This is a genomic window from Methylobacterium sp. E-046 (assembly GCF_022829625.1).
In the GTDB taxonomy this organism is placed as follows: domain Bacteria; phylum Pseudomonadota; class Alphaproteobacteria; order Rhizobiales; family Beijerinckiaceae; genus Methylobacterium; species Methylobacterium longum.
Genome location: NZ_JAKSYP010000290.1, coordinates 273,530 through 300,529 on the forward strand (window position 1 = coordinate 273,530; position 27,000 = coordinate 300,529).

29 protein-coding genes are annotated in these 27,000 nt (G+C 70.6%); 19 read left to right on the plus strand and 10 right to left on the minus strand.

Annotated features, from left to right (window positions below; genetic code table 11):
• The first annotated feature begins 80 nt into the window (after window positions 1-80).
• Both MKK82_RS32890 and MKK82_RS32895 read left to right on the plus strand, forming a co-directional pair.
• Window positions 81-668, plus strand: a complete 588-nt coding sequence (locus MKK82_RS32890) for an urease accessory protein UreE (protein ID WP_238284869.1) — start codon at window positions 81-83, stop codon at window positions 666-668.
• A 344-nt stretch (window positions 669-1,012) separates the two neighbouring features.
• Window positions 1,013-1,813: an outer membrane protein gene (locus tag MKK82_RS32895; protein WP_243988028.1), complete on the plus strand. Its 801-nt coding sequence runs from the start codon at window positions 1,013-1,015 to the stop codon at window positions 1,811-1,813.
• 132 nt (window positions 1,814-1,945) lie between these two features.
• Here the strand turns inward: MKK82_RS32895 and MKK82_RS32900 are convergent, their stop codons facing one another.
• Window positions 1,946-2,158 carry a hypothetical protein gene (locus tag MKK82_RS32900; protein WP_238284745.1) on the minus strand — a complete coding sequence of 71 codons (213 nt, stop codon included), beginning with the start codon at window positions 2,156-2,158 and terminating at the stop codon, window positions 1,946-1,948.
• Between the two features lie 522 nt (window positions 2,159-2,680).
• On the opposite strand from MKK82_RS32900, the gene MKK82_RS32905 reads away from it, so the two are divergent.
• Entirely contained in the window at window positions 2,681-3,556 is an 876-nt protein-coding gene (locus tag MKK82_RS32905) for an SDR family oxidoreductase (protein ID WP_238284746.1), read from the plus strand.
• A 69-nt stretch (window positions 3,557-3,625) separates the two neighbouring features.
• On the opposite strand, the gene MKK82_RS32910 is transcribed toward MKK82_RS32905, so the two are convergent.
• A complete protein-coding gene (locus MKK82_RS32910; RefSeq protein WP_373323244.1) occupies window positions 3,626-5,230 on the minus strand; it encodes a methyl-accepting chemotaxis protein in 1,605 nt (534 codons plus the stop codon).
• Window positions 5,231-6,317: 1,087 nt separating this feature from the next.
• Here MKK82_RS32910 and MKK82_RS32915 point away from each other — a divergent pair.
• Together MKK82_RS32915 and MKK82_RS32920 are read left to right on the plus strand one after the other, a co-directional pair.
• A complete protein-coding gene (locus tag MKK82_RS32915; RefSeq protein ID WP_243988029.1) occupies window positions 6,318-6,542 on the plus strand; it encodes a hypothetical protein in 225 nt (74 codons plus the stop codon).
• A gap of 288 nt (window positions 6,543-6,830) precedes the next feature.
• A complete protein-coding gene (locus MKK82_RS32920) occupies window positions 6,831-7,013 on the plus strand; it encodes a hypothetical protein (RefSeq protein ID WP_238284749.1) in 183 nt (60 codons plus the stop codon).
• A gap of 89 nt (window positions 7,014-7,102) precedes the next feature.
• Here MKK82_RS32920 and MKK82_RS32925 read toward each other — a convergent pair whose 3' ends face one another.
• Together MKK82_RS32925 and MKK82_RS32930 are read right to left on the minus strand one after the other, a co-directional pair.
• Window positions 7,103-7,435: a hypothetical protein gene (locus MKK82_RS32925; protein ID WP_238284750.1), complete on the minus strand. Its 333-nt coding sequence runs from the start codon at window positions 7,433-7,435 to the stop codon at window positions 7,103-7,105.
• A gap of 254 nt (window positions 7,436-7,689) precedes the next feature.
• A complete protein-coding gene (locus tag MKK82_RS32930; protein WP_238284751.1) occupies window positions 7,690-7,992 on the minus strand; it encodes a hypothetical protein in 303 nt (100 codons plus the stop codon).
• Between the two features lie 105 nt (window positions 7,993-8,097).
• Here MKK82_RS32930 and MKK82_RS32935 point away from each other — a divergent pair, with 105 nt between their 5' ends.
• Window positions 8,098-8,256 carry a hypothetical protein gene (locus MKK82_RS32935; RefSeq protein WP_238284752.1) on the plus strand — a complete coding sequence of 53 codons (159 nt, stop codon included), beginning with the start codon at window positions 8,098-8,100 and terminating at the stop codon, window positions 8,254-8,256.
• 335 nt (window positions 8,257-8,591) lie between these two features.
• On the opposite strand, the gene MKK82_RS32940 is transcribed toward MKK82_RS32935, so the two are convergent.
• Window positions 8,592-9,332, minus strand: a complete 741-nt coding sequence (locus MKK82_RS32940; RefSeq protein ID WP_238284881.1) for a BA14K family protein — start codon at window positions 9,330-9,332, stop codon at window positions 8,592-8,594.
• 867 nt (window positions 9,333-10,199) lie between these two features.
• On the opposite strand from MKK82_RS32940, the gene motA reads away from it, so the two are divergent.
• From motA to dusA, 3 genes are all read left to right on the plus strand, one after another.
• Window positions 10,200-11,063, plus strand: a complete 864-nt coding sequence (gene motA / locus MKK82_RS32945; protein ID WP_238284753.1) for a flagellar motor stator protein MotA — start codon at window positions 10,200-10,202, stop codon at window positions 11,061-11,063.
• A gap of 22 nt (window positions 11,064-11,085) precedes the next feature.
• Entirely contained in the window at window positions 11,086-11,958 is an 873-nt protein-coding gene (locus MKK82_RS32950) for a flagellar motor protein MotB (protein WP_238284754.1), read from the plus strand.
• Window positions 11,959-12,756: 798 nt separating this feature from the next.
• A complete protein-coding gene (dusA, locus tag MKK82_RS32955; protein WP_283206416.1) occupies window positions 12,757-13,776 on the plus strand; it encodes a tRNA dihydrouridine(20/20a) synthase DusA in 1,020 nt (339 codons plus the stop codon).
• 10 nt (window positions 13,777-13,786) lie between these two features.
• Here the strand turns inward: dusA and MKK82_RS32960 are convergent, their stop codons facing one another.
• The 3 genes from MKK82_RS32960 to cobS are packed head-to-tail and all read right to left on the minus strand — an operon-like array spanning window position 13,787 to window position 15,565.
• Window positions 13,787-14,479, minus strand: a complete 693-nt coding sequence (locus MKK82_RS32960) for a TIGR02281 family clan AA aspartic protease (RefSeq protein ID WP_238284755.1) — start codon at window positions 14,477-14,479, stop codon at window positions 13,787-13,789.
• Window positions 14,476-14,688: a DUF1289 domain-containing protein gene (locus tag MKK82_RS32965; RefSeq protein WP_238284756.1), complete on the minus strand. Its 213-nt coding sequence runs from the start codon at window positions 14,686-14,688 to the stop codon at window positions 14,476-14,478. Before MKK82_RS32965 ends, MKK82_RS32960 begins: the two co-directional genes overlap by 4 nt.
• Before the next feature lie 52 nt (window positions 14,689-14,740).
• Window positions 14,741-15,565 (minus strand): adenosylcobinamide-GDP ribazoletransferase, encoded by an 825-nt coding sequence (gene cobS / locus MKK82_RS32970; protein WP_238284757.1) that lies wholly within the window; start codon window positions 15,563-15,565, stop codon window positions 14,741-14,743.
• A gap of 118 nt (window positions 15,566-15,683) precedes the next feature.
• Here cobS and cobT point away from each other — a divergent pair, with 118 nt between their 5' ends.
• Window positions 15,684-16,736: a nicotinate-nucleotide--dimethylbenzimidazole phosphoribosyltransferase gene (gene cobT / locus MKK82_RS32975; protein ID WP_238284758.1), complete on the plus strand. Its 1,053-nt coding sequence runs from the start codon at window positions 15,684-15,686 to the stop codon at window positions 16,734-16,736.
• A 28-nt stretch (window positions 16,737-16,764) separates the two neighbouring features.
• Here cobT and MKK82_RS32980 read toward each other — a convergent pair whose 3' ends face one another.
• The gene (locus MKK82_RS32980) at window positions 16,765-18,360 is read right to left on the minus strand and encodes an ABC transporter substrate-binding protein (protein ID WP_238284759.1); all 1,596 of its coding nucleotides are present in this window, start codon (window positions 18,358-18,360) and stop codon (window positions 16,765-16,767) included.
• Between the two features lie 121 nt (window positions 18,361-18,481).
• Here MKK82_RS32980 and MKK82_RS32985 point away from each other — a divergent pair, with 121 nt between their 5' ends.
• The 4 genes from MKK82_RS32985 (at window position 18,482) to queC (ending at window position 21,383) form a co-directional block, all read left to right on the plus strand.
• The gene (locus MKK82_RS32985) at window positions 18,482-19,159 is read left to right on the plus strand and encodes a GntR family transcriptional regulator (RefSeq protein WP_238284760.1); all 678 of its coding nucleotides are present in this window, start codon (window positions 18,482-18,484) and stop codon (window positions 19,157-19,159) included.
• A gap of 103 nt (window positions 19,160-19,262) precedes the next feature.
• Window positions 19,263-20,216, plus strand: a complete 954-nt coding sequence (locus MKK82_RS32990) for a dihydrodipicolinate synthase family protein (protein ID WP_238284761.1) — start codon at window positions 19,263-19,265, stop codon at window positions 20,214-20,216.
• Window positions 20,217-20,317: 101 nt separating this feature from the next.
• Window positions 20,318-20,674 carry a 6-carboxytetrahydropterin synthase QueD gene (gene queD / locus MKK82_RS32995; RefSeq protein WP_238284762.1) on the plus strand — a complete coding sequence of 119 codons (357 nt, stop codon included), beginning with the start codon at window positions 20,318-20,320 and terminating at the stop codon, window positions 20,672-20,674.
• Window positions 20,664-21,383: a 7-cyano-7-deazaguanine synthase QueC gene (queC, locus tag MKK82_RS33000; protein WP_238284763.1), complete on the plus strand. Its 720-nt coding sequence runs from the start codon at window positions 20,664-20,666 to the stop codon at window positions 21,381-21,383. The genes queD and queC overlap by 11 nt, the downstream gene beginning before the upstream one ends.
• On the opposite strand, the gene MKK82_RS33005 is transcribed toward queC, so the two are convergent.
• Complete coding sequence (locus tag MKK82_RS33005) at window positions 21,370-21,936, minus strand: TetR/AcrR family transcriptional regulator (protein ID WP_238284764.1); 567 nt, start codon at window positions 21,934-21,936, stop codon at window positions 21,370-21,372. The two genes, queC and MKK82_RS33005, sit on opposite strands and share 14 nt — an antisense overlap.
• 126 nt (window positions 21,937-22,062) lie before the next feature.
• Here MKK82_RS33005 and MKK82_RS33010 point away from each other — a divergent pair, with 126 nt between their 5' ends.
• From MKK82_RS33010 to MKK82_RS33030, 5 genes are all read left to right on the plus strand, one after another.
• Window positions 22,063-23,025, plus strand: a complete 963-nt coding sequence (locus MKK82_RS33010) for a quinoprotein relay system zinc metallohydrolase 2 (protein ID WP_238284765.1) — start codon at window positions 22,063-22,065, stop codon at window positions 23,023-23,025.
• A gap of 41 nt (window positions 23,026-23,066) precedes the next feature.
• On the plus strand, window positions 23,067-23,906 hold the full coding sequence (locus MKK82_RS33015) for a quinoprotein dehydrogenase-associated SoxYZ-like carrier (RefSeq protein WP_243988030.1): 840 nt from the start codon (window positions 23,067-23,069) through the stop codon (window positions 23,904-23,906).
• Window positions 23,907-23,924: 18 nt separating this feature from the next.
• Window positions 23,925-24,506: a rhodanese-like domain-containing protein gene (locus MKK82_RS33020; protein WP_238284767.1), complete on the plus strand. Its 582-nt coding sequence runs from the start codon at window positions 23,925-23,927 to the stop codon at window positions 24,504-24,506.
• 130 nt (window positions 24,507-24,636) lie between these two features.
• A complete protein-coding gene (gene panB / locus MKK82_RS33025; protein WP_238284872.1) occupies window positions 24,637-25,455 on the plus strand; it encodes a 3-methyl-2-oxobutanoate hydroxymethyltransferase in 819 nt (272 codons plus the stop codon).
• 277 nt (window positions 25,456-25,732) lie between these two features.
• The gene (locus MKK82_RS33030) at window positions 25,733-26,872 is read left to right on the plus strand and encodes an HPP family protein (RefSeq protein ID WP_238284768.1); all 1,140 of its coding nucleotides are present in this window, start codon (window positions 25,733-25,735) and stop codon (window positions 26,870-26,872) included.
• Window positions 26,873-27,000: the final 128 nt, after the last annotated feature.

Here is a 27,000-nt window from a genome sequence, read left to right on the forward strand (position 1 = left end):
AGAGGCGGCGCGCCGCGAGGCGCCGCCGCGGCACCATGTCCGAGGGTTCCATGTCCGTGGGTTCCATGTCCGAGGGTACCATGCCGACCGCCACCACGATCGTCCGCCGGGCCGCCGTGCGCGCCGACCGCGTCGCCGACACCGTGAGCCTCGACCACGCGGCCCGGAGCGCCGCCGCGGGATCCCTGGTCGCCGCGGGCGGCCTCGCCTTCGCGGTGGCGCTCACCAAGGCCGCGACCCTCGAGGACGGCGACGCCCTGCGCCTCGACGACGGCCGGCTCGTGACGGTGCGGGCGGCGGCGGAGGACCTTCTGGAGGTGCGCGCCGAGAACCCGGCCCGCCTGATGCGGCTGGCCTGGCAGCTCGGGGGCAGCCACGTGCCGGCCGAGATCGCCGCGGACGCGCTCTACGTCCCGGCGAACCCCGCCACGGCGGAGCTGATCCGCGGGCAGGGCTGCCTCGCGACTCCGGTCTCCCGCGCCTTCCGCCCCGAGCACGCCGCCCACGACCACAGCACCTGCGGGCACGATCACGGGCATCACGACGATCACGATCACGGCCATCATGGGCACGATCACGGTCACGCGCATGGCCACGAACATCCCGCGCACGACCACGCGCACGACCCGGGTCATGTGCATGGGCCCGGCTGCCGCCACGACCATTAGCGACCGAACCTTCGGAGCGGACTCCGCCCCGAAACGTCGACCAAGCCAGATCCCGAAGCGGCGCCCGATCGACACCCGATCGGGCGCCGCTTCCGTTTCGCGCCACGCCGCACGACCGGCACACGATCCCCGATCCGCCCGCACACAGCAGACTCGCCCAGATCGAAACACGTCCAAAATTGAAATCTATCGTCAATCCCTATTCTAATTTTGTAATTATACCAAATATACGACGAAGTTATTGAGCAAATATGCTTTGACTTATCTGTTGCAACGCGGCAACAGACGATCGAATGAGATGGATCTATGCCGGTTCCGGGAACTTGATCTTGGAACCGACCGACATGAAGCACGTCATCCCGTCCGTGGCCGCCCTCGCAGCCCTGATCACGGCCGCCTCGGCCGCAGATCTGCCTCGCCGTGCGCTACCGCCGGCACCGATACCGTTGCCGGTCTTCACTTGGACGGGGATTTACTTCGGCATCAACGCCGGATACATCAGTTCGACCCGAGACCGTGTCAACACGGCCGGCTCATACCGGGGGAGCAACGGCGCCCAGACCGGTTCGTACACGAGCACGTTCACGCAGCACCGGAACGGCTTCACCGGCGGCGGACAGGTCGGATACAATCACCAGTTCACGCCAGGCTCGGGCTTCGTCGTGGGTGCCGAGGCCGATATGGGCTATACGGATCTGCGCCGCACCTCGCGCTTCGACTTCGTCGGCGCGAACACCTACCGCCAGTCGGGCGACTTCCTCGGAACCGTGCGCGGGCGCGTCGGCTACGCCGTCGACCGCACGCTCTTCTACGGCACCGGCGGCTTCGCCTATGCGGGCGACACGTACCGCGCCGCCGTGTCCCAGACGGCCGCCGGACCCGCCTATTTCGGCAGCCGGGCGCGGCTCGATACCGGCTACGCCGTCGGCGGCGGCGTCGAGTATGCGCTTCCCACCGAGTCCGTCCTGAACGTCTTCCACGCCAGCGCGGTGACGGTGAAGGGCGAGGCCCTCTACTACGATCTCGGCAGCCGCACGATCCCGGTCCTGCCCGTGAGGGGCGGCGCCAGTATCTTTGCCACGCGCTTCCAGAACGAGGGCGTGCTCGGCCGCGTAGGCGTGAACTACAAGTTCGGCAGCTACTGAGCGCCCGCCCGTCGCCTTCGGCTGGCCATCCCCAGCCCGATCAGACTGGTCGTCCCGTCGAAGGCTGCCCCAGGAGACCTCTCCTGGGGCGTTCTACGTTCACGCGGCCGGACCGCGTCGTCGGGCGCCGCTTCAGAGCCTCTTCGGCACCGGCCGCCGGCAGAAGGCCCGCGCGTCCTCGCTGGACAGGGCGCCCTGCACCGCGAGACACTGGTCGAGGGTCAGCCCGATGCTGGCCGCGTAGGGCTCATTGGACGACATCGCCTCGCGGGCGAGGCCGGCCAGGTAGAGCAGGAAGGCACCGGCCGCCAGCACCAGGACCAGGAGAACGGCCCGGCTCACCATCGCGTCCGGCCGCCCGGCATCGCCACGGCCCTGTCCAGATCCACCCGCTGACACGCCGCCTTGCGCGGGTCGCGTGCTCCGCCGCGGGTCAAACCCGATGCGAGCCCCGTCGCGGGACCTGATGGGACCCGGTCCGCCCCTTGGTCCGCCCCCCACGCGGCGCGTCTCGGCCACCCGCGCCCGTAATCGCCTACAGCAGGCCCCAGAGGCCCGTGGCCACGCCGAAGGTGAGCGACAGCATGGACGCGGCCACCAGGGCACGGTCGAGCAGGCGGGCGGCCCGGTCCTCCGGCTGACGTTCGATCATGGCGGCCCCTCCCTTTCCCGCGAGACAGCCCGCGCGACAGCCTGCGAGACTGCGCGAGGCCTGTTGCTGTCTCATGTCGACGCGCGGCCGCGGCACAGGTTCCGGCCGCGGCGCCCGATCGTTGGACGGGGGCGACCGCATTGGGCGCGGCGAGGCCGGGCCGGAACACCCCGGATGCCCCGCGGTTGGACCGGACATCCCACCGGAGACCACGCGTGACCACGAATCCGCTGCAGAAATATCCCCGCCCGCCGTTCGAGGCGCAGCCGCAGAGCTTCCCCGGCAAGACCGGCCGGATGGGGCCTGAACCGGATCACGGCGAGGACAGCTACGCCGGCTCGGGCAAGCTCACCGGACAGGCCGCGCTGATCACCGGCGGCGACAGCGGCATCGGCCGCGCGGTGGCGATCGCCTTCGCCCGGGAAGGCGCGGACGTCGCCATCTCCTACCTGCCGGAGGAGCAGGCGGATGCCGAGGCGGTGCGCGGCTGGATCGAGAAGGCGGGCCGGCGCGCGCTGCTCCTGCCGGGGGACCTGAAGGATCCCGCCTACGGACGCCAGATCGTCGCCCGCACCGTGGAGACCTTCGGCCGCCTCGATGTGCTCGTGAACAACGGCGCGTTCCAGCAGCCGAACCAGGACCTCGCGACGATCGACGACACCCTCTTCGAGGATCATTTCCGCACGAACGTGTTCGGGCCCTTCTACGTGACCAAGGCGGCTGTCGCCCATCTGAAGCCCGGCGCCTCGGTGATCTTCACCTCCTCGGTGAATTCCAAGCACCCGATGCCTTCGCTGATGGCCTACAGCGCCACCAAGGGCGCCCTGAGCAACATGGTGCTGAGCCTCGCCCAGCTGCTCGCCGAGAAGGGCGTGCGCGTGAACGGCGTGCTGCCCGGCCCGATCTGGACGCCGTTCATCCCGTCGGGGATGAGCCAGGATTCGGTCAAGTCGTTCGGCAGCCAGGTGCCGTTCGGCCGCCCCGGCCAGCCGGCGGAACTGGCCTCCGCCTACGTGATGCTGGCCTCCGAGGAGAGCAGTTACACGTCGGGCGCCCTCGTCACCGTGGCGGGCGCGATGCCGGTGTTCTGATCGGCCGAGCGCCCGTCGAACCCGGGCGCCCCGGCGGTCGGGGAACCGCCCGGGTTCGCCGCCCGCCGGTCAGGCGGCGCGCATATCGGCGAGGAAGCGCACCACCTCGGCCCGCAGCGCCTCGGCGCTGCGGCTCACACCGCTGGCGGCCGCGCCCACATCCTCCGCGACCCGGCGCGTCTCGTCGGCCGCCGTCGAGGCGGTGATCACGGTGTCGCTCACCGCATCCGTCCCCCGGGACGCCTCCTCGATGTTGCGCGAGATGTCGTCCGTAGCGGCGCGCTGCTGCTCCACCGCCGCCGCGATCGCGCTGGAGATCGCGTTCATCGTGCCGACCGTCCGGCCGATGGACTGAACCGCCCCCACCGCCACCGTCGTCTCGCTCTGGATCGCGCCGATCTGCGCGGTGATCTCCTCGGTCGCCTTCGCGGTCTGCCCGGCCAACCCCTTCACCTCGGCCGCCACCACCGCGAAGCCGCGGCCGGCTTCCCCGGCACGGGCCGCCTCGATGGTGGCGTTCAGCGCCAGGAGATTGGTCTGCTCGGCGATCGCAGAGATGAGCCGCACCACGTCGCCGATCTTCTCCGCCGCCCCGGCCAGGCCCCGGATCTGATGGTCGGTACGCTGGGCCTCCGTGACCGCTTGACCGGCAATCTCCGCCGACTTGATCGCCTGACCGCCGATCTCCGCGATCGAGGCGGTCAGTTCCTCGGTGGCGGCCGCCACCGTCTGCACGTTGGCCGACGCCTGCTGGACCGAGTCCGCGGCCGAGCCCGCCTGCTGGGCGGTCTCCACGGCCTTGTCCGACATTGCCCGGCAGGCCTGCTGCATTCCGGCGGCCGCGCCGACGACCTGCTGCAGGAGCGTGTTCGCGCTCTGGTCGAAGCTGCGCGTCAGGTCCTCCATCCAGCGGGCGCGTTCCTCGCGCCTGGTCTGCTCGGCCAGCTGCTCGACGGTCAGCGCCTGCTCCTTGAGCATGCTGTCGCGGAAGATCCCGGCCGCCGCGGCCATCCGCCCGATCTCGTCGTGCCGGCCGATTCCCGGGATCGCGAAGGTCAAGTCGCCACCGGCGAGGCGGCGCAGGGCCGCCGTGAAGGCGGCCAGGGGCTTGGTGATGCTCCGGACGAGCAAGATGCCGCCCGCGACGATCGCCAGGCAGAGCGGGACCAGCCAGACCAGTCTCGCCAGCATCTGCGCACGGCCCATCGCGTGAATGTCGTCCACGTAGAGGGCGGAGGACACGATCCATTGCCAGGGCTCGTAGGCCAGCGAGTAGGCGACCTTGGGCGCGGGCTCGGTCTCGCCGAGCCGCGGCCAGTTATACGCGGTGAAGCCGCCGCCCCGTCGGCCGCTCTCGATCATGCGCCCGACGAAGGTCTTCATCATCGCCACGTCGTCGCGGCTCTTGGTACCCTCGATCTTCGGGTCCGGGTGGACGATGTTGCGCCCGATGTCGCCCGGGGTCGCCCCGTAGACGAAGACGTAGTTGCCGCCGTTATAGCGGATCGCCCGCAGAGCCTCGCCGGCCTTCCGCTTCGCCTCGTCCTGCGAGATCATCCCGGCCTCGGCCTGCTTGCCGAAGGCGACGACGATGCTGTGCGCAGCCTCGACCTGGGAGCGGATCGACGTCTTGCGGCCCTCCATCATCAGATCCGTGCTGGAAAACACCTCCATTCCCAGGACAAACGTGAAAGCAAGCAAGATACCCGCGACAAGAAAAAATATCTTTGATCGTATAGTCAGGAATGAGTATTTTATCGCTTCCGTCCGCTCGTGAAGTTCGGTTCCTCGTCTCGAGAAGAATTTCGCGCTCATCGGCCTAGTTCCAACTTGATGACCTTCTTTAGACTCATTCAAGCTGCCCGACAACACGTTCGTGCGAAGAAGCACGGCAGACCTCTTTCGCACGTGAACTCAAATCCGTACAATCGACTTACACATTTGGCCCTCATTGACTTGGATTGGCCGACAATCGGCCAATCCACGCCTGACATGATACCAATCCAACCGCGAAAGACCGTAGCCTCGCAGGTCTCGCCCGTTGTGCCGTGCGCGGCTTCTGTGAACCCCGGACCGCGCTTCCGGTCGCGAGCGGACGGGGTCGAACGCGAGAGGCGTCGATCAACGGTCCGCCCGATGCCGCACCCGGCACGTGCGCCCGGCCTCGCCCCGTCGGGTCGCCGCGTCTCGGGCGACGCCGGGAGCGGGACGCCGGATTGGACGGCCCGGGCGGCAGGTCGAACACCCTCGGACGGCGCAGCGGGCGCTCACCGCCGGGCCCAAAGTCTTACCGGCCTCCCGGCCGACCGGGCGGTCGCACCCGCCGGCCCGCATCCGAACGGATGGCCGGAGGATCCGGCATTCGGCGGGATCATCCCGGCAAAGGTCGGACGGTCGGAGCGCCGTTCGGGACGTCGATGCCGGCCAAAGCCCGGGCGACGGACCGGCTTTCACGGGCGCCTCGCAATCGTCGCATCGATGTCGGGATGAAAGCGGTCCCCGGCGCGTTTACATCCTGAGAACGAGACCACCTCAGCCCCGCCGGCACCGCCGCGCGGGGCCTTTTCTTGACCTCGGCACGCCCGGTCCCCGTGGATCCGGCTCTCCGCGCCTCAGGCCCGGATGCGGCAGAGCCCGTCCGGCTCGCCGGCGCGAACCCTCCCGTGGCGCGTCGCGGGCACCTCCTCTTCACCATGCCGGATGGACGGGTGGGCCAAAGGGGCGCGGCATCCGTTCGAGGCGCATGGATACAGCGCCGCGGATGCCGAAGGACTGCATGGTTTCCAGCGGAGAGGCTCTGGCGGCCCTCCCGACTGCGGTCTTCGTGGAGCGGTGGCGCATCATCACGGGCGAACCACCGGCCGTCCTGCTGAGCTCACGGGCCGCGATGCTGGCGCTGCTCGTCGACAGCGTGCCCCTGCCGCCGCTCCTGCCGCCGGTCCCGACCTGGGATAGGCTTCCGCCCGGCGACCGCACGGACCGCTGACCGGCGCCCAGCTTCGTCCCGCTCGGGGCACCGGGTAACGGACCGGCTCATCACCGCTGAGATCGCGCGCCCCGCGGGCGGATGGGTCGGGGCCGCGCGGCGGCGCGCAGATGCGGCGGACGACCCGCGCCCTGATGACGGGTCGCGCGGTCGAGGACGTCACGCTGAGAACGTCCCCGGTCGTGGGGCGTGACTCAATCGCTCAGGCGCCGGTCAGGAACGCCGACCACGGGTCCCGGTTGGTCAGGTCATACCGGCATCAGCCGGCTCCCGTGATTTGAGAGTACCATGACCCATCGCAGCGTACAGTCCGCCCTGCTCGCCCTCGCCCTCGTCGCCGGCAGCGCCGGCATGGCCATGGCGCAGAGCACGCCCAACGGCAACACGTCCACGTCCGGCGCCCCGGCCGGCGACAGCAGCACCGGGAACGGCGCCACCGGCAGCGGCGCGGCGCCCAGCGGCAAAAACTGAGCTCTGCCCTCGCCGAAGTCGCCCGCCCGGTCCGCCGGCGCGGGCTTCTTCACGGACCGCCCTACCCGGCGCGGTGCCGCCGGTCGCGCTCAGCAGCTGAGACGACGGCCCTCGGCCATGCCGACCTTCCGGTAGTGGAACAGGCCGGATTTGACCGCTCCGCTGATGACGGCCCGGCGCACATCGGGATTGCAGCGCAGGTACTCCTGCTCGTCGAAGGCGTAGTCGCCCCGCTGGCCACGCGAGCCTCGGTCATAGTCGCGATCGTAATCGCGGCGGTCGCGGTCGCCGTAGCCCCGATCACGGGAGCCGTACTCGCCGCGGTCGTAGCCGTAATCGCGCCCGCCATAGGGTTGTGCCAGTGCCGGAGCGACTCCGCTCAGCAGCGCAAGGCCCAGCACGGTCGCTGACATCACTTTCATATCACATTCCTCTTCGTCGAGAGCAGGAAACGCGTTCGGCGCCAAGTGGTTCGACGGGGTGTGCTCTACGCGAAACCTTGCGCCCCGCCCAACCGTCCGCTCACCTGCATGCCTGCCCGCGGCACCTCCTGCGGCCGCCGCCCCCGCCCGAGCCCTTGAGGGGCCGCTTGCGTGCGTTCACCCGGCAGAAGCGCGTAGGTCTGGCCGGATGTCCGCGGCCGGCCGAGGCTGGTTGGCTGGCGTGCGCCGAGGCCTCAGCGCGTCACCGCCTCGATGTCGTCCTCGTAGATCGAGTCCGGCTGGCAGGCGTGCCAGTCCTTCTTCTCGTCGGCCTGACCCTTGCGGCCCCAGCAGTAGCCGGCCTGGGCCAAGCGCCCGCTCAGCCGGTCGCGAAGCCGGCACTGCTCCCTGATGACGGCGGGATCCCCGGATCCCTCGCAGGCCTGGACGGCCTTCGCCTCCGCCGCCAGCAGCTCTGGAACGGTCGGCCGTTGCTGTTGGGCCTGCGCGCCACCGGCAGCGACGACGAGGGCGAGGGCGAGGGCGGTCGTGCGCATCCCGGCACGATAGCGGGCGGAACGGCGCTGTCGAGTTCGATTGTCCCGTCGGCCGGGAACGCCACGGATCGTGGAACGTAGCCCTGAGGAATGGAGGCGCACATCATGGACCAAGCGGACACCCCGATGCCGGGGGAGGATCCCGGCGCACTGATCGAGGATCCCTCCCGCCTCGATGAGATCGAGCCATCGCCCAAGCCGGAGACCTCCGTGCCGGAGGAGGACGACCCCGCGGTGAAGGATACCGAGGTTCAGCCGACCTGACGGGCCGGCCGGACCGCAGAGGGCGGGGCGGTCCTGAGACCGGGCCCACCCGCGGCTGCTCGGTGGCCCGGCAGACACCTGTCCGGCCCCATCGATCGACCGGACCGTCGTGGCGCGGCTGATGCCGGTCGGAACGGCTGGCCCAGGGGGGCTGGTGAGACCGGATGCCTCCCCCACCGAGCGGATCGTCCCGCGAGCAGGTCGTGTCGGCGGGGGAGATCTCGATCAAGCCCTTGTCGTCCCGGCCATGACGGCGTGCGGCTGACCGGAACGGCTCGGAGGCCCCAGCATCTCTGCCCGGGGCCCCCGTCCTGGACCAGAACGTGGCGCCGGCGTTACGGGCAGTTGTGCCGGCGCCCATCGTTGCCGAGGTAGGTGCCGGTGCGCTGATCGTACGAGCGGAAGCGCTGGATGCAGTAGCTGACCGAACCGTCCGACGTGACCTCCGTCCCGGTCGTGCCGGCATCTGGTCCGTAACCGGCCGGCGCGTAGCCGGACCCGTAGCCGGCGGGCGCGTAGCCATACCCGGCCGGCCCGTAGTCGCCGCCGTAATAGTCGTCCCCGAAGGCGCCGTAGCCGTAGCCCAGCCCTGCGCCGGCGAGCCCGAGGCCGACACCCAGCCCCAGACCGCCGTAGCCGTAACCGCGGCGGAAGCCGCGTCCCGCGAAGCCCCGATGGCCCACGAAGCCGGCGTTGCGGAAGCCCTGATTGCCGGCGATGCCCCGGCCGGCCAACCCCGCGCCTGCCACACCGACACCGCCGACGCGCGTGCCGCCGACGCCGAGACCGCCCCCGATCCCCCGCCCGGCAAGACCGCCGCGGAATCCGCCGGCCGTAAGCCCGTTGCCGCGGACGCCACCGGCAGCACCTAGGGCGCCACCCCGGAAGCCGCCCCCGAGAGCGCCGCCACGGAAGCCGCCACCCACGCCACCTCCGTGGAAGCCGCCCCCGAAGCCGCCGCCGCGGAAGCCGCCACCGCCGAAGCCACCGCCGCCGAAGCCCCGGGCATCGGCCGCGGCCGGGATCAGCGCCAGACCGCCGATGATCGTCGCGGCCGTCAGTATTGCTCGGTTCATCACGTCCTGTCCCTTCTCAGAAAAGTCTCTGATGAGACAACACGACGGCGGCCGAGTTGGTCCTGCTTCACTCTGTCCGGGCGCGGCCGGACGCTCCTGGGATCGAGGATCGATGCGGCAGAGCCCACGTCCCTGGGTCTCCCGTCAGGGTGACGCCTCACCTCCGCCGCGGTGACGGCACGCAGCGGCACGGGGCGCCCTGCGGCGACGCGCCGATCGTCGGCCCCACCGTCCAGTCCCGACATCCGATCTTAGCCAACAGACTCGACGCCACCTGGCCGGCGTGGGCGACCGGACGCGCCCGCGTCATGATCGCGGTTGGACGGGAGAGGGGGTGCGCGATCCGACGATGTCGTGATCTTTCGCCGGAGCGAAGACCCTCGCCTGGGCGAGGGCGCCGGACGCATGGCGCGCCCGCTGTCGCGCCCTCACCCCTTTTGCGACCCCCGCACGGGCCGGAGGTCCGGGTTACGCGGTGGACCCGGTGATCTCCGGTGACGACGACCGGGCCGTGATACCCGTCGGCCCATCGTCCCGCGCGCCCGACGATAATCCCCACCTCGCCCCAAATGGTAACGTGTGGGGCGGAGCCGGTACAGCAAAGCTGTCCCGCAAGGGATCCGAGGCCGGGAGGCAGCGCGACGGGGTTCAGCACGGGAGCGACGACGAGGGGCCGGCGAGCCGGAAGAACCAGATGAGCGCTCCGGGTTTCTGCCGGTCCGTCCTCCTGCGGCAATCATCGGAGCAGACGCCGTCGACGCGCCCCGGCCGCGACTCTCAACTCGCCGTTAACCTTATTTAGTGATTTGCCAGTTCATTGGTAGCTTCGCGCGGGCTGTACCTGCCGCCGCGGAAGGATAGCAGATTATGCGGCTGATCGTCGGCACATTGATCGTCTTCGCCTGCGTCTTCGGCAGCTACGCGGCGATGGGTGGCCACCTGGAAGTTCTTTGGCAGCCGTTCGAGTTCGTCATCATCCTCGGTGCAGCGATCGGTGCCTTCATCATCGGCAACACCGGGCCGGTGCTCAAGGCCGTGCCCGCCATGTTGGCCACGCTGGTGAAGGGCCCCAAATACAACCAGCAATCTTATGTCGAACTGCTGGGGATGCAGTACTCATTGTTCAAGCTTGCGAAGCAGAAGGGTCTGATGGCGATCGAGCCGCACATCGAAGATCCGGGCCAGTCGACGCTGTTCAACGCCTTCCCGACCTTTGCGGCGAACCATCACGCGGTTGAGTTCGTCTGCGACTATATGCGGATGGTGACGCTGGGCGCCAACAATGTCCACGAGATCGACGCTCTCATGGATGAGGAACTGGAGACGCACCACCAGGAGCGGGAGCGTGTCGTCTCGGCCATGCAGTTGCTGGCCGACGGAACGCCGGCGCTCGGCATCGTCGCCGCCGTGCTTGGCGTGATCAAGACGATGGGGGCGATCAAAGAGCCGCCGGAGGTGCTGGGGCATCTGATCGGCGGCGCGCTCGTCGGCACCTTCTTCGGCGTCTTCGTCGCCTATGGCTTCTTCGGGCCCATGGCGCAGTCGCTCAAGAGCCTCTTCGAGGCAGAGTCCAAATACTACCTTTCACTCAAGGCGGGTCTCCTCGCCCACATCGGCGGCCAGCCGCCGGTGATGGCGGTCGAATTTGCCCGCAAATCCCTGATGAGCGACGTCCGCCCGACCTTCAACGAAGTGGAAGCGGCAACCGCCGCCCTGCCCGCCCAGCTCTGATCCAGCCACCAGCAGAAGCTCGATGACCAAGCCCGTCCAGCCGATCATCATCAAGAGGGTCAAGAAGGCCGCTCATGGACACCACGGCGGGGCCTGGAAGATCGCCTATGCGGATTTCGTGACCGCCATGATGGCGTTCTTCCTGCTGATGTGGCTGATCAGCATGACGACGCAGGAGCAGAAGGTCGGTTTGGCGGAATACTTCGCGCCGGCGGCTTTGAGCCCCGCAACCAGCGGCGCCGGCGGGATATTGTACGGCACCGCCCTCGACACGTCGGGCAACAAGGCGTCCACGCCCCGCGACGCGGCGAGGGGCGCTGCCGAGCAGGAGAACAAGGTGCGCCCGACCAGCCCGGGCCGCGCCAGCGATGTCGATGCCAGCCGCCCGGTGGCCGACGTGCAGGCCGACTACAGCGCCATAGCCAGCCTCCGGCAGGCGCTGCAGAAGATGCCCGACATTGCCGAGTTGTCGCGCAACATCGTGATCGAGCAGACCAAGGAGGGCGTGAACGTCTCCCTCGTGGACGAGGACGGCCGCTCCATGTTCCGCGAGGGCTCTGTCGACCCCTACGACCGCACCCGTCGCGTGCTGGAGGCGCTCGCGCCCGCCCTGCGCCGGCTGCCCAACCGGCTGTCCATAACCGGCTACACGGCCGCCGCGCGCCCGGGCTCTGCGCGGGTCGACGAACCCTGGACCCTCACCGCCGGGCGTGCGCTCGCCGTGCGCGAGATCCTCGGGGGTGCCGGTGTTCCCAAAGACAACTTCGCCTCCGTGGTGGGGCGCGCCGACACCGAGCCGGTTTTCCCCGACAATCCCTACCTCGCGCCGAACCGACGGGTGACGATCACCCTGCTCAACGCGAGCCCGCCAGTGCCGCCGAACCTTTTTCGCTGACGAGGCGGTGCCTCGCCGCCGGGGACCACAACGGCCCAATCGCCGTCGACGCCGCCCATCATCGTGGCGCGTCAGGCGCTGTGCGCAGGACCGCAAGCCGCCTCGTCGCTCCTGGCGCGCGTGGTTGAGGCGGAGCGGGCAGCCTACGGACGGGCCAAGCGTGTCCGCGCCGCGCCGCGCCGAGGCGGCCGGATCACGACGCGGCGACGCAAGCTGGTATCGCCAGCGCGCCGCACCTGGATGCATCAGGCCGCCGGACTCAGAGCCTTCGAGAAGGGCTCGGACCGGCGTGACCGGTTCAGCTCCGAATGTCGTCTTGCCCTGCTGCAAGAGTACCCTGCGGCAAGAGCAACAGGGCCTGCGTGTCGTACCCGCAGCCTGCCGGGTTATGAGCCTCGCCGACATGGGATGCGGAACTCACCATCTTGGCATTCGGCCGGCCTCGGCGTGGCCTCTCTGATCCCGACGCGGCGAGCGTCGGATCCTCGGGTTTCGCTTGGCCGAGGGTGCCGGGCGCGTGGCGTTCCTTCCCCCGCGTCCGGATCCAGGCCGCGGCCGCAGCGCGCCGGTCGAAGGTCCGGGTCTCGCGATGAATCGTCCCGTCCCTTTTGACGACGATCGAGGCGTGATACCCCGTCGATCCGTTTTGCCGCGCGCGTTCGACGATGGTCCCCCTCGCGCGCGCGCGCAACGGTACAGCAGGAAGCGGAGCCGGTACGGCGTTGCTGTACTTCCATCAATCCGAGGCCCGTTGAGTTCACCGAGGCCCGACGAGGTACAGCACGAGAGCGACGGCAAGTGACTGGCGGACCGAAAGAACCTGAGAACCTCAAGGGGTGGCGCTTCTCCGTCGCCCCGATGATGGACTGGACGGATCGGCACTGCCGAGCCTTTCATCGCGCCCTCTCGGCCCGCACCCGGCTGTACACCGAGATGGTGACCACGGGCGCGGTGCTGCATGGCCCGCGCGAACGCCTGCTCGGCTTCTCGGAGGTGGAGCACCCGGTGGCGGTCCAGCTCGGCGGGTCCGATCCGGCGGAGCTGGCCCAGGCCGCGCGGATCGCCGCCGCATTCGGCTACGATGAGGTCAACCTGAACGTCGGCTGCCCCTCGGATCGCGTGCAGGAGGGGCGCTTCGGCGCCTGCCTGATGCGCGAGCCGGCGCTGGTGGGCGACTGCGTGGCTGCCATGAAGGCGGCCGTCTCCGTGCCGGTGACGGTGAAGTGCCGGATCGGCGTCGATGACCAGGATCCCGAGGCGGCGCTGGACGCCCTCGCCGACGCGGTCGTGGCCGCGGGCGTCGACGGGCTGATCGTCCACGCCCGCAAGGCTTGGCTCCAGGGCTTGTCACCCAAGGAGAACCGCGACGTGCCGCCCCTCGATTACGGCCGGGCGGAAAGGTTGAAGCGGCGGCACCCGGGGCTGCCAGTCTCGGTCAACGGTGGGTTGCGCGATTTGGATGCCGTGCGGGCGCGGCTCGCCGGGGTGGACGGCGCGATGGTCGGCCGCGCCGCCTATAGCGAACCGGCGCTGCTCCTCGACGTGGATCCCGTGCTGTTCGGCGTGCCTGCGCCCGCCTCCGACGCCTTCGCGGCGGTGGCGGCGTTCGAGCCCTACGTGGCGGCCGTCCTCGCCCGGGGCGAGCGCCTGCACGCGGTCACCCGGCACATGCTCGGGCTGTTCAACGGCCGGCCCGGCGCCCGGGCCTATCGGCGCCATCTCTCGACGCACGGGATGGGACTGGATGCCGACCTCGCGACTCTGCATGCCGCGGTGGCGCTGGTCTCCCGCGCGGCGCCCGAGGCCCGGGCCGCCTGAGGTGCCAGCCTCAGGGGCGCCGCAGGATCAGGCGGTCGCCCCGGACCTCGTAGCCTGAGAGCCGCGTCAGGAAGGTCTGGCCGAGGAGGTTCGCGGAGAGCGCCCCGGGCTTGGCCACCATGGCGTTCACCCGGCGCTCGGTGATCGTGCCGACAGCGAGCGAATCGAGCTGGATCGGCGCCGCGTAGGTGATGCCGTTGGCGGTGGAGACGCGGGCGGTGAACGCGGACGGTGCCGGCGTGAGACCGAGGGTGGCGGCGTTCTCGGCGGTCAGCACCACGCTGCTTGCCCCGGTATCGAACAGGAAGGGCTGCACTCGGCCGTTGACCTCGGCCTCCACCCGGAAGTCGCCGTCCGCCCGCCGGGTGATAGTAACGGACCCGTCTCCGTCCGAGGTGGCTGTCCCGGGCCGCAGGTCACCGAGCACGCGGGCGCTCACGCCTTGGATCCGGTCCCGGTAGGTGTAGCCGATCACCAGCGTGAGGCCGATCAGCGCCCAGGCCAGGAGCGCCTGCAGGTTCGCGCCGAGCCGGGCCGTGAAGGACCGCCAGAACCCGGCCACCACCAGGAGCAGGATCGTGCCGGTCCAGGCGAGGTTGGCCAGCTGATCGGGCTCGATCACGCCGCCGATGCTGTCGCTGCCGTCGCTGAGGATCAGAGCGACGAGGACGAGGGCGATCGCGGCGAGCCCGAGATAGATCATGACGGCAGCGGTTCTTCGAGTGGCATGAGGCCGGCCTCGCGCATCCGGGCATCCAGCCCGGCCATGAGGGTGCGGCGCTGCGCCTCCGAGAGCGAGCCCCAGGCGGCGATCTCGTCTCGGGTCCGCCCGCAGCCGCAACACAGGCCGGTCGCCGCGTCGAGCACGCAGACCTTGGTACAGGGTGAGGAGGGCTTCGGAACGGGCGACATCGAAAAACCTTGGCCGGGGGATCGTGGCCGGGTCATGGCCTGGGACGCGTCCTCAACTCGCCACCGCCGCCACCAGGGCCAGCAGGGCGGCGATGTCGGCGACTTGCTGGCAGGCGCCGATCACATCCCCGGTCTGCCCGCCGATCTTCGCGCGCGCCAGCCAAGTCAGGACCAGCGCGGCGAGGCCCGCCCACAGGATCATCAGCGCGACGCCACCGAAGGGGAGGCCGAGGGGCAGGGCCGCCAGCGCCAGCGCCAGACCGAGGGCGCAGGCCGTGGCGAGGCTCGCCCGGTTCGGACGGCCCACCGCGGCGGACAGGCCACCCGGCCGCGCCGGCGGCAGCAGCACCATCGGCGCGAGGGCGGCGACCCGCGACAGCGCCGCGGCCAGGATCAGGCCGGTCAGGGCCGCGTAGCCGGTCCGGTCGAGGAGCGTCGCCAGGGCGCCGATCCGCAGGGCCAGCGCCAGCACCAGGGCCACGCCCCCGTAAGTGCCGATCCGGCTGTCGCGCATGATCTCCAGGCGGCGCTCCCGGGTCGCGCCGCCGCCGAAACCGTCCGCCACATCGGCGAGCCCGTCCTCGTGGAGCGCCCCGGTGGCCACCAACAGGGCCGCGACGGCGAGCGTCGCGGCCAGGAACGGTCCCAGGCCGATACGCCAGCCGCCTGCCAGCACCAGCGCGGCCGGGAGGGCCAGGATCAGGCCGGCCAGCGGCAGCATCCGCGGCAGGGTGGTGAAGTCGGGGCTGCGGTGCGGGTCCGGCTCGCCGGGCAGTTGCGGCACCGGCAGGCGGGAGTAGAAGCGCAGGCACCCGGCGAGGTCGTAGAGGGCGCCGCGCCCGGGCCAGTCGGCCTCCCCGCCGGTCTGCCTGTCCATCGCGGTCTCTCGCATCCGCCCGCCACCGCACATCGGTGGAGCGAGCCGGTGCAGTATAGTCGCTCCGATCCGGCCCCGTCTCCCCGACTGCGGGCGCCCACAGGAAATCATCGCCGCCATGACAGACCCGGTGACCGCCCCGATGACCCCTCCCGAACCCAGCCCCTTCGACGACATCCGCAACCTGCTGAAGGCGATGCCGGGTCCCGACGCGGAGGCGAAGGCGGCGGTCGCCGCCCGGGACGCCACCCTGACGAAGCCCGCCGGCTCCCTAGGGCGACTGGAAAGCCTCGTGACGTGGCTGGCGGCGTGGCAGGGCAAGGCGCCGCCGAGCTTCGACCGGCCGCTGGTCTGCGTCTTCGCCGGCAGCCACGGCGTCACGCGCCGCGGCGTCTCGGCCTTCCCGGACGCGGTCAACCGGCAGATGCTCGACAATTTCGCCGCCGGCGGCGGGGCGATCAATCAGATCTGCGCGGCCTACGGCCTCGGCTTCAAGGTGTTCGACCTCGCCCTCGACATGCCCACCGGCGACATCGCGGACGGGCCGGCCCTCGACGAGCGGGCCACCGTCGCGACCATGGCGTTCGGCATGGAGGCGGTGGCCGCCGGCACCGACTGCCTGGGCATCGGCGAGATGGGCATCGGCAACACCACGGTGGCGGCCGCCCTCTACGCCGCCCTGTTCGGCGGCGAGGCCGCCCAGTGGGTCGGGCGCGGCACCGGCGTGGACCGGGACGGCCTGTCCCGGAAGGTCGCGGCCGTGGAGGCGGCGCTCGCTCACCATGCCGGGCATCTCGACGACCCGCTCCAGGTGCTGGCGCGCCTCGGAGGCCGGGAGATCGCCGCCATGGCGGGGGCGATCCTGGCGGCCCGGCTGCAGCGCATCCCGGTGGTGATCGACGGCTACGTGGCGACCGCCGCGGCCGCCGTGCTGCACGCCGCCGATCCGAGCGCCCTCGACCATTGCCTGGCCGGCCACGTCTCGGCGGAGGGCGTCCACGCGGAGGTGCTGGAGCGGCTCGGCCTCGTGCCGCTGCTGGCGCTCGGCATGCGCCTCGGCGAGGCCTCGGGCGCCGGGATGGCGATGGGCCTGCTCAAGGGCGCGCTCGCCTGCCACACCGGCATGGCGACCTTCGCGCAGGCCGGCGTGTCCGAGAAGGGCGCGGGCTAGAGCGGCGGTCCCGTCCGGGCGCTGGAGATCAGCCGGTCTTCTCGATGTTCCAGAAGAACTGCACCGGCGCCATGACCATGCCCTTGAGCTTCGTGCTGACGGCCATCGGCTGCTGCACGAGGCCCGCGGGCGCGTAGGGTACGACCTCGAAGGCGCGCTCCTCGATGCGGGCGGCGAGAGCCTTCTGCTGGGCCTCGTCGCCGGTGGCGATCCACGCGCTGCGCAGCGTCTCCAGCGTCGGGTCGTCCGGCCAGCCGAACCACGCGGCCTGACCGTTGGCCCGGATCAGCGGGTGGAGGGCCGGGTTCAGCACGTCCGCCCCGGACCACAGCGTGTGGAACAGCGACCAGCCGCCGGCCTCGACCGGCCCGCGGTTGCCGCGGCGGGCGATGAAGCTGCCCCAGTCGGTGGAGACCAGATCGACGTTCATCCCGAGCTGCTTCAGCAGGTCCTGGGTCACCAGCGACTGATTGTAGGCGATCGGCTGGTCGGCCGGGGCCAGCAGCACCACGCGCTCGCCCTTGTAGCCGGCCTGGGCCAGCATCGCCTTGGCCTTGGCGAGGTCCCCCTGCAGAGCGGCGGCCCCGCCGGCGCCGGTCGACATCGGCGAGCCCGGCGTGAAAAAGGTCTTGGCCTCCCGGTAGTATTCGGGGCTGCCGACCACCGCCTGCATGTAGTCGTCCTGTTTCATGGCCATCATCACGGCCCGGCGGATCTCGGGATTGTTGAAGGGCGGCTGCGTGTGGTTGAACCGCATCAGCAGGATCAGCCCGAGCGGCACGTTGCGGATCTCGATCCCGGGCTTGCCCTTGAGGACGGGGATCAGGTCGATCGCGGGCTGCTCGTACCAGTCGACCGCCCCCTGGATCATCGCGCCCACCGCCGCCGAGGCCTCGGTGATGGCGAGCCACTCGATCCGGTCGACCTTGGCGACCTTGCCGCCGGCCGCCCAGGAGGGCGCCTCCTCGCGGGGACGGTAGCCGGCGTGGCGGGTGTAGATTGCGTTCTGGCCGGGGATCCATTCCCGCGCCTCGAAGCGCCAGGGCCCGGAGCCCATGGCGTCGGCGATCGGCTTGGAGGCGTCCTGCAGCGCGATGCGCTCCGGCATGATGAAGGGCACGTTGGAGGACAGCTTGCCGAGCGCCGCCGGGAGGAGGGGGAACGGCTTCTTCAACGCGATGGTGAAGGTCCGCGCGTCCTCCTGGCCGTACGCCTCCACGAAGCCCGCCAGGGTCTGGCCGAAGGCGTCCCGCTTGGACCAGCGCGCCACCGAGGCGATGCAGTCCTTGGCCTCGACGGGGGCGCCGTCGTGGAAGCTGAGGCCGTCGCGGAGGTGGAAGGTCCAGCGCAGGCCGTCGGGCGCGACCTGCCAGTCGCTGACCATCTGGGGCTGGATCCGGAAGTTCTCGTCGGTGGCGAACAACGTGTCGTAGACGAGATAGCCGTGGTTGCGGATGACGTAGCTCGTGGCGACGATGGGATCGAGGGACGGCAGGGGCGTCGACGGGATGAAGCGCAGCACGCTGCCGGCGCCGGGCTGGGCCCGGGCGAGGTACGGGCGGCCGATGCTGGCGGCGGCCGCGCAGGCGGTCCCGGCCAGAAGCTGGCGACGGTGAAGCGTCATCGCGGGCAACCCCTCTGCTATACAGGGCCCCCGAGGCCCGCTGGATTTTATACAATTTCAACACCGGGGCCTCCCCGTCAAGGGCCCCGACCACGACCGGGCCCGACGGTGGAGCGAGACGATGAAGAACCGGACCATCGCGGGTTCGATCGGATCCGAGATCCGGCGGCGCATCCTCGACGGGCGCTATCCGGCCGGGTCCCAGCTGCGCCAGGACGGCCTCGCGACGGAATTCGGCGCCAGCCGCATCCCGGTACGGGAAGCCCTGTTCCAGCTCGAAGCCGAGGGCCTGGTGCGAATCCACCCGCACCGCGGGGCGACGGTGGCGCCGCTCTCGCCGGCGGACGCGGCCGAGGCCCTCGAACTCAGGGGCACCCTGGAGCCCCGGCTCCTATCCCTGTCGGCCCCGCGCCTCACCGCCGAGGATTTCGCGCGGGCCGACGCTCTGCTGGAGGATTACGCCGCGGCATTGCGCGACGGCGCGACGGCGCGCTGGGGCGCCCTCAACACGGATCTGCACCTCCTCCTCTACGGCCAGGCCGAGCGCCCCCGAGCCCTCGCCCTCGTCGGCTCCCTCCTGGCCGAGTGCGACCGCTACACCCGCCTACAGCTGTCAACGGACAACGCCGAGTTGGAACGGGCCGACCGCGAGCACCGCGAGATCGTCCGGCTGTGCCGGAACGGCCACGTCTCGGCCGCCTGCGCCCTCCTGACCGACCATATCGACCACGTCGCCGCCGCGCTGATGGCCTTCCTCGGCGAGACTTCAGGGCTGACGAAATCGGCCGGGATTGTATAAAATCCTTGCCAGAATCGCACGTCGCAGCCATGGAGAGACACGCCGCCCGGCGCGACCTGCAAGGCCCGCCGGGACGATCCTCCTCCCAGCAGACGAGCCGGCGATGGCCTCCGACCGACACATCTTCTCCGGCACGATCCCCGCCCTGATGACGCCCTGCCGGCCGGATCGGACGCCCGATCTCGACGCCCTCGCGCGGAAGGGGAAGGACCTCGTCGCCGAAGGGATGTCGGCGGTCGTCTATTGCGGCTCGATGGGCGACTGGCCGCTCCTGAGCGACGAGGAGCGGATGGAAGGCGTCGAGCGGCTGCTCGCGGCCGGCGTCCCGGTCATCGTCGGGACCGGCGCGCAGAACCCGAAGCGGGCGGCGGCGCTCGCGGCCCACGCCAAGGCGGCCGGCGCCCACGGCCTGATGATCATCCCGCGGGTGCTGTCGCGCGGCAGCTCGGCGGCGGCGCAGGAGGCTCACTTCTCCGGCATCCTCGAGGCGGCCGTCGACCTGCCGTCGGTGATCTACAACAGCCCCTATTACGGTTTCGAGACCCGGGCGGAGCTGTTCTTCAGTCTGCGCGGCCGGTACCCGCACCTCGTCGGCTTCAAGGAGTTCGGGGGCGCGCAGTCGCTCACCTACGCGGCCGAGCACATCACCGGCCAGGCGCCGGACATCACCCTGATGGTCGGGGTGGATACCCAGGTGGTGCACGGCTACGTCAATTGCGGCGCCCGGGGCGCCATCACGGGCATCGGCAACGTCCTGCCGCGGGAGGTCCTCCACCTCGTGGCCCTCTGCGAGAAGGCGGCCGGCGGCGACGTCCCCGCCCGGCGGCGGGCGGAAGAACTCGACGCCGCCCTGGCGATCCTGTCGAGCTTCGACGAGGGGACCGACCTCGTCCTGTACTACAAGTACCTGATGGTGCTGGAGGGGAACCCGGAATACGCGCTTCACTTCAACGCCACCGACGCTCTGAGCGCCGGCCAGCGCCATTACGCGGAGAACCAGCTGCGCCTGTTCAAGGCGTGGTACGCGCGGTGGTCGAAGGAGGCCGCCGCGGCCTGATCCGCCGCCGCCGCGGCACGCAGGGCAGCCCGCCTTTGCGCGGGACGGCCCGTCGGCGCTATGGCGGGTGCGAGATCGGCCACATCCCGCGAATCCCGCCCATGAAGATCACCCAAGCCTTCACCTTCGAGGCGGCCCACCGGCTGCCGAACGTGCCCGAGACCCACCGCTGCCACCGGATGCACGGGCATTCCTACCGGGTCGAGCTGACGGTCGCCGGCCCGGTCGATCCCCACACCGGCTGGGTAATCGACTTCTACGACATCGAGTCGATCTTCGGCCCGCTGCTGGCGCGGCTCGACCATCACTGCCTCAACGAGATCGAGGGGCTGGAAAACCCGACCGCCGAGAACATCGCGGCCTGGATCTGGCAGCGCCTGCGGCCGGACCTGCCGGGCCTCGCGCGGGTGCGGATCGCCGAGACTCCGATGTCCTGGGCTGAGTACGATGGCGAGTGAGGCCGCGATCACCGGGGACCGCGCCGCGCTGGTGCTGTTCTCCGGGGGCCAGGATTCGGCCACCTGCCTCGCCTGGGCGCTCGACCGGTTCGAGCACGTCGAGACGCTCGGCTTCGATTACGGGCAGCGCCACCGGGTCGAGCTCGACCGCCGTGCGGCCCTGCGGGCGGGCACGACGAGTCTCAACCCCGCCTGGACCGGGCGGCTCGGCGAGGACCATACGGTCGCGCTCGACGCCCTGGGAAAAATCTCCGAGACGGCGCTGACCCGGGAGGCTGCGATCGGCTACGAGGCCTCGGGCCTGCCCAACACCTTCGTGCCCGGCCGGAACCTCGTGTTCCTGACCTTCGCGGCGGCGCTCGCCTACCGGCGAGGCCTCCGGCACGTGGTCGGCGGCATGTGCGAGACCGACTATTCCGGCTACCCGGATTGCCGCGACGACACGATCAAGGCCCTTCAGGTGGCGCTCAACCTCGGGATGGAGCGGCGCTTCGTGCTCCACACGCCGCTGATGTGGCTCGACAAGGCGCAGACCTGGAGCCTCACCGAGACTCTTGGCGGTCGGGCGCTGGTCGAGCTGATCGTCGAGGAGAGCCACACCTGCTACCTCGGCGAGCGCGGGCAGCGCCATCCCTGGGGTTACGGCTGCGGGACCTGCCCGGCCTGCCGGCTGCGAGCGGACGGTTACGCGCGCTTCACTGCGGCCTGAGCCCGTCCACCAGCACCGCCAGCGTTCCCCGGAAGGCGTCGGGGCTCGCGAACAGCCGTTCCATCAGCAGCGCCCCTTCCAGCGTCGCGATGACGTAGCGGGCGAGCGACGCCGGATCCGCGCCGCCGCGCACGCTGCCGTCCGCCTGACCCGCGCGCAGGATCGTCTCCAGCCACGCGAGGTGATCGGCGAAGAAGGCCGCGATATCCCGGCGCAGGCGCTCGGGCAGGACCTCGCCCTCGATGGCCAGCGCCGCGCACAGGCAGCCGAGACCCTGCTCGACGCCGCCGAGGTAGAGCCGGCCGTAGGCCGCGACCCGGCCCGGCCCGTCCGGGACATCGGCACGGATCGCCTCCAGGGCGGCGGCGTAGCGGGCCGCGTAGGCCGCCACCAGGGCGGCGCCGAGATCGACTTTCGTGGGGAAGTGGTGGTGGATGCTCGCCTTGCGGATGCCCACCGCCGCCGCGAGGTCAGCGTAGCTGAAGCCGGCATAGCCGCGTCCCCGGACCAGAGTCTCGGCCTGCATCAGCAGCTCGGCGCGGGTATCCCTCATCGCGGCGATCGTCGCTCCGGCTCACGGGAATGTGGGGCCGGCCGCGATCCCCACCGCGGCTCGCCCCTTGACGGAGTCGCAATCTACCTACTTAATGGTAGGCAATCAAGATCAGGAGGAAGCGGCATGACGGCAGACGCCGTCCATCCGAGGACGTTCGGCGCCGGCCCGTCGCGGCGGCACGCGCTCTTCGCGGGGCTCTGCCTGTGCTGCCTGCCGACGCTGGGCCGCGCCGCCGAGAGTTTCGCGATCGAGGAAGTCGGCCCCGGCATCTTCGTCCGTAAGGGCCTGATCGCCGACGCCACCGTCGACAACGACGACGCCATCGCCAATGTCGGCTTCATCGTCGGCAAGACCGGCGTGCTGGTGACGGAATCCGGCGGCAGCCTCGCCGACGGCCGGTGGCTGCGCGCCGAGATCGTCAAGCGCACGGACAAGCCGATCACCCACGTGGTGCTGACCCACGTCCACCCCGATCACGTCTTCGGGGCGGGGGCGTTCGTCCAGGACAAGCCGGTGTTCATCGGCCACGCCAAGCTCACCGAGGCGCTGTCGGCCCGGGGCGAGTTCTATCGCAAGCGGCTGATCGATCTACTGGGCGAGGACCGGACCGGGCCGGTGGTCTACCCGACGATGAGCGTGGCCGATACGGCCGAGATCGATCTCGGCGACCGCCGCCTGACCTTCACGGCCCACGGCCCGGCGCACACCACCTCGGACCTGTCGATGATCGATTCCGGCAGCGGCCTGCTGTTTCCCGCCGACCTGCTGTTCGTGAACCGGATCCCCTCCCTCGACGGCAGCCTCAGGGGCTGGCTCACGGAGATCGAGCGCCTCAAGACCCTGGGTGCGACCCGCGCGGTGCCGGGCCACGGCCCCGTGGCGGTGGACCTCGCCCCGGCGCTCGCCGACCTCTCCGGCTACCTGACCGTCCTGCGCGACGGCACCCGCGCGGCGATCGCCAAGGACGTCCCCATCGAGAAGGCGGTGACCAGCGTGGCCGCGGAACAGCGGGACGCCTGGGCGCTGTTCGACACCTATAACGGCCGCAACGTCACCGTGGCCTACCAGGAACTCGAGTGGGAATAGGTTTCAGGATCCCCATATCCAAAGCAACCGGGAGGCACGCCATGACCCACAGGATCGGAAAGACGCTCTCCACCCTCGGCCTCGGCGTCGTCCTCGCGACGGGCGCCGTCTCCGGCCCCCTCGTCGGGATGGCGCTGGCGGCCGGCGCCTCCGACACCGAGCATGAGCGGGCAGCCCGTTGGCAGGAGATCGCCAAGTCGATCTTCGGCGACCGGCAGATCGCGCAGACCGACAGCCTCGTGAAGATCGACGCGCCGGTCCGGGCGCTCGACGCCGCCCTGGTGCCGATCACCCTGACCATGCCGAAGGACGGTCAGATCAAGGCGGTCTCGCTGATCATCGACGACAACCCGGCGCCCTACGCGGCCAAGTTCGAGTTCGGCCCCGCCGCCGACCCGGCCGAGCTGAAGCTGCGCGTGCGGGTCAACAACTACACCGACATGCACGCCGTGGTGGAGACGCAGGACGGCAAGCTCTACGAGGCCAAGCAGTTCGTGAAGGCGTCCGGCGGCTGCTCCGCCCCGATGGGGATGAGCGACGAGGAGGCCATGAAGGGCATGGGCGACATGCGCCTGAAGTTCGCCGAGACCGCGCCCGGCAAGCCGGTGGAGGCCACGCTGATGGTCCGCCACCCGAATTTCTCGGGCATGCAGATGAACCAGGTGACCCGCGAGTACACGCCGGCGCGCTACATCGACAAGCTCACCGTCTCGGCGGGTGACCGGACCGTCTTCACCATGACGGGCGACATCTCGATCGCGTCGAACCCGGTGATCAACTTCGCCTTCAAGCCGGACGGCAAGCCGATCCAGGTGGCGGCCTCCGACAACCAGGGCGGCCGCTGGCAGCACAGCTTCAACCCGCCGAGCCCGACGAACTGAGCGATGCGGGACTCACGCATGATCGGCCGCATCGCGGCGGCCTGCGCGGCGCTCCTCTGCCTCGCGGCCGCGCCCGCGGATTCCCCGGTCAACGTGCCGGAGCCGGAGGGGCTCTACGCCGGGCCGCCGAAGGGCTATACGCCGTCGACCCTCAAGGGGGCCGAGGCGGTCGATGCGGACGCGGTTGCCGCGCTGATGGCGGGGCCGGACAAGCCGGTGCTGATCGACGTGGCGGCGCCCGACCGCAAGCCATCGAACTTCCCCGAAGGCCGCCTCTGGCTGCCGGTGCATCCGTCGATCCCCGGCGCTGTCTGGATGCCGGAGGCCGGGGCCGAGCCCCTGGCGCCGGAGCGCGAGGCCCTGTTCTACGCGCGGGTCGCGGCGCTGACCGGCGGCGACAAGGCGAAGCCCGTCGTGGTGTTCTGCCACGTGGAGTGCTGGGGCAGCTGGAATGCCGGCAAGCGGCTGGTGCAGAAAGGCTACACCGGCGTGCGCTGGTTCCCACAGGGTGTCGAGGGCTGGCAGGAACTGCACGAGACCGCGAATCTGAAAGTCGATCCGGACTGGGCGACGGGAGCCGAGCCGCAGGCGGGGCGCTGACCCGTCGTGTCGGGCCGTGTAAGAACAGCGCGATAAGGCAGGACGCGTGTCTCCCTCCCTTCGCGGGGAGGGTGGCCCTCAAGGAGGGGAGGGCATGCGCGTCCCGGATGAGCTGAGCGAGGATCAAGCCATGTCGCAGGTCGTGCAGTCCCGACGGCTCCGGGCGATCGATATCGGCAAGCGCAAGGCCGAGGGGCGCAAGATCACCGCGCTCACGGCCTACCACGCCCACACGGCCGGCATCGTCGATCCCTATTGCGACTTCATCCTCGTGGGCGATTCCCTCGGCATGGTCATGCACGGGATGGAATCGACGATCCCCGTGACCCTGGAGATGATGATCCTCCAGGCGCAGGCGGTGATCCGCGGCACCGAGAAGGCGCTGGTCGTGGTGGACATGCCGTTCGGCTCCTACGAGGCGAGCCGCGAGCAGGCCTTCCTCAACGCGTCCCGGGTGCTGAAGGAGACCGGTGCCGGCGCGATCAAGATGGAGGGCGGCGCCCATTTCGCCGAGACGGTGGCGTTCTTGGTCCAGCGCGGCGTGCCGGTGATGGGCCATATCGGCCTCACCCCGCAGGCGGTGAACACGATGGGCGGGTTCAAGGTGCAGGGCCGGCTGCCCGACGACGAGCGCCGTCTCCTGGAGGACGCGCGGGCGATCTCCGAGGCGGGGGCCTTCGCCATCGTGCTGGAGGGCATCGTCGAGCCGGTGGCCCGCGCCATCGCGACCTCACCCCGGGTCACGGCCGCCACGATCGGCATCGGCGCCTCGGCGGTCTGCGACGGGCAGATCCTGGTCCTGGAGGACATGCTCGGCCTCTCCGAACGGACGCCGAAATTCGTCCGCCAGTTCGGGAGCCTGCGCACCCATATCGAGGAGGCCGTGAAGGCCTACGCGGAGGAAGTGCGGGCCGGGCGTTTCCCCGCCGAGGACCACACCTACGGGTAAGCCGGCCCGGATGCGCCCGTTCACCGATCCTCCGACCTGAGCCGCCGCGGGAGGGCTCGGCCCATCGGCCTTCCCCCGCAGAGCCCTCAATGGCCATCGCGGCCTCCGAGGGCGGGCCGGCGCCGGCAGCCGCTGCCTCGCGGATGGGCATTGCGCCTAAGCCGGTTGCAATTCCCGCCCCGGTCCGTAATCGTTCCGCTGGTATACCAGATTGCCGAGTCGGCGCGCGTGATGGCGTGCGCGGCCGGCGGGTCGAGCGAGCGAGGGACGCGCGGGGATGTCCAACACGGTTGGCCCGGACGAACAGACCGGCAAAGTCTCCGGCTTTCAGCTGTTCAGGCCGATCCTTGCGGGGGCGACCCTGCGGGAGCGCCTGATCGGCTGCCTCGGCGCGCTCGTCGGCATCACGCTCACCGGCCTGATCTGCGGCTGGTTCTTCGGGCAGGGCCCCCACATTCCCCTCATCGTAGCGCCCATGGGCGCCTCGGCGGTCCTGCTGTTCGCGGTCCCCGCGAGTCCGCTGGCGCAGCCCTGGTCGATCATCGGCGGCAACACGATCTCGGCCTTCATGGGCGTGCTGGCCGCCCACTTCATCACGAACCCCGTCGTGGCGATCGGCGTCGGCGTGTCGCTGGCCATCGCGGCGATGTCGCTCACGCGGTCGCTCCACCCGCCCGGGGGCGCGGCCGCCCTGACGGCGCTGATCGGCGGTCCGGCCGTCACCTCGGCCGGGTTCCTGTTCCCGCTGTTTCCCGTCTGCCTCAACTCGGTGATCCTGGTCGCCCTCGGGATCGCGTTTCACAAGGTCGCGCGGCGCAACTATCCTCACGTGACGGCCAGGGCACCGGTCAACACGCACGGGACGGCCGACCTGCCCCCCTCCATCCGCGTCGGCTTCAGGCCCGAGGATGTCGACGCGGCGCTGCTCGAGCTGCACGAGACCATGGACATCGACCGCGACGACCTCAACCAGCTCCTGCGGCAGGTCGAGGCCCACGCGCTCCTGCGCACGCAGGGCACGCTCACCTGCGGCGAGGTCATGTCGCGCGACGTGGTGACGGTCGGGTTGAACGGCAGCGCCGCGCGCGCGCGGGAGCTGCTGCTCGCCCACAACATCCGCACCCTGCCGGTGGTGGACGGGGAGGGGCGGCTCGCCGGCACGCTCGGCCTGCGGGAATTGACCCTGCGGGGCGACGGCGCCGTCGCGCAGGCGATGTCCGAGGCCCGGACCGCCGCGCCGGGCGAACCGGTGATCAGGCTGATCGGCTCCCTGACCGACGGCCACGCGCACGCGGTCGTGGTCACGGGCGAGGACCGGCGCATCCTGGGGATCATCACCCAGACCGATCTCCTCGCGACCCTGACGCGCCTGCTCTCGGCCAAGGCCTTCGCGATGCCCGAGCCGGTCGCGCCGTGAGCGGCCGCCCCGGCGACGGGCCCGGCGGCTGGCCCGGGAGTTGCTCAGGATCCCGTGTTCCCGGCGACGCCGGATCCGCGGGATTGAGCCGATGCAAGATGGGCCGCTTCTCCTCCAGGCGCTGCACG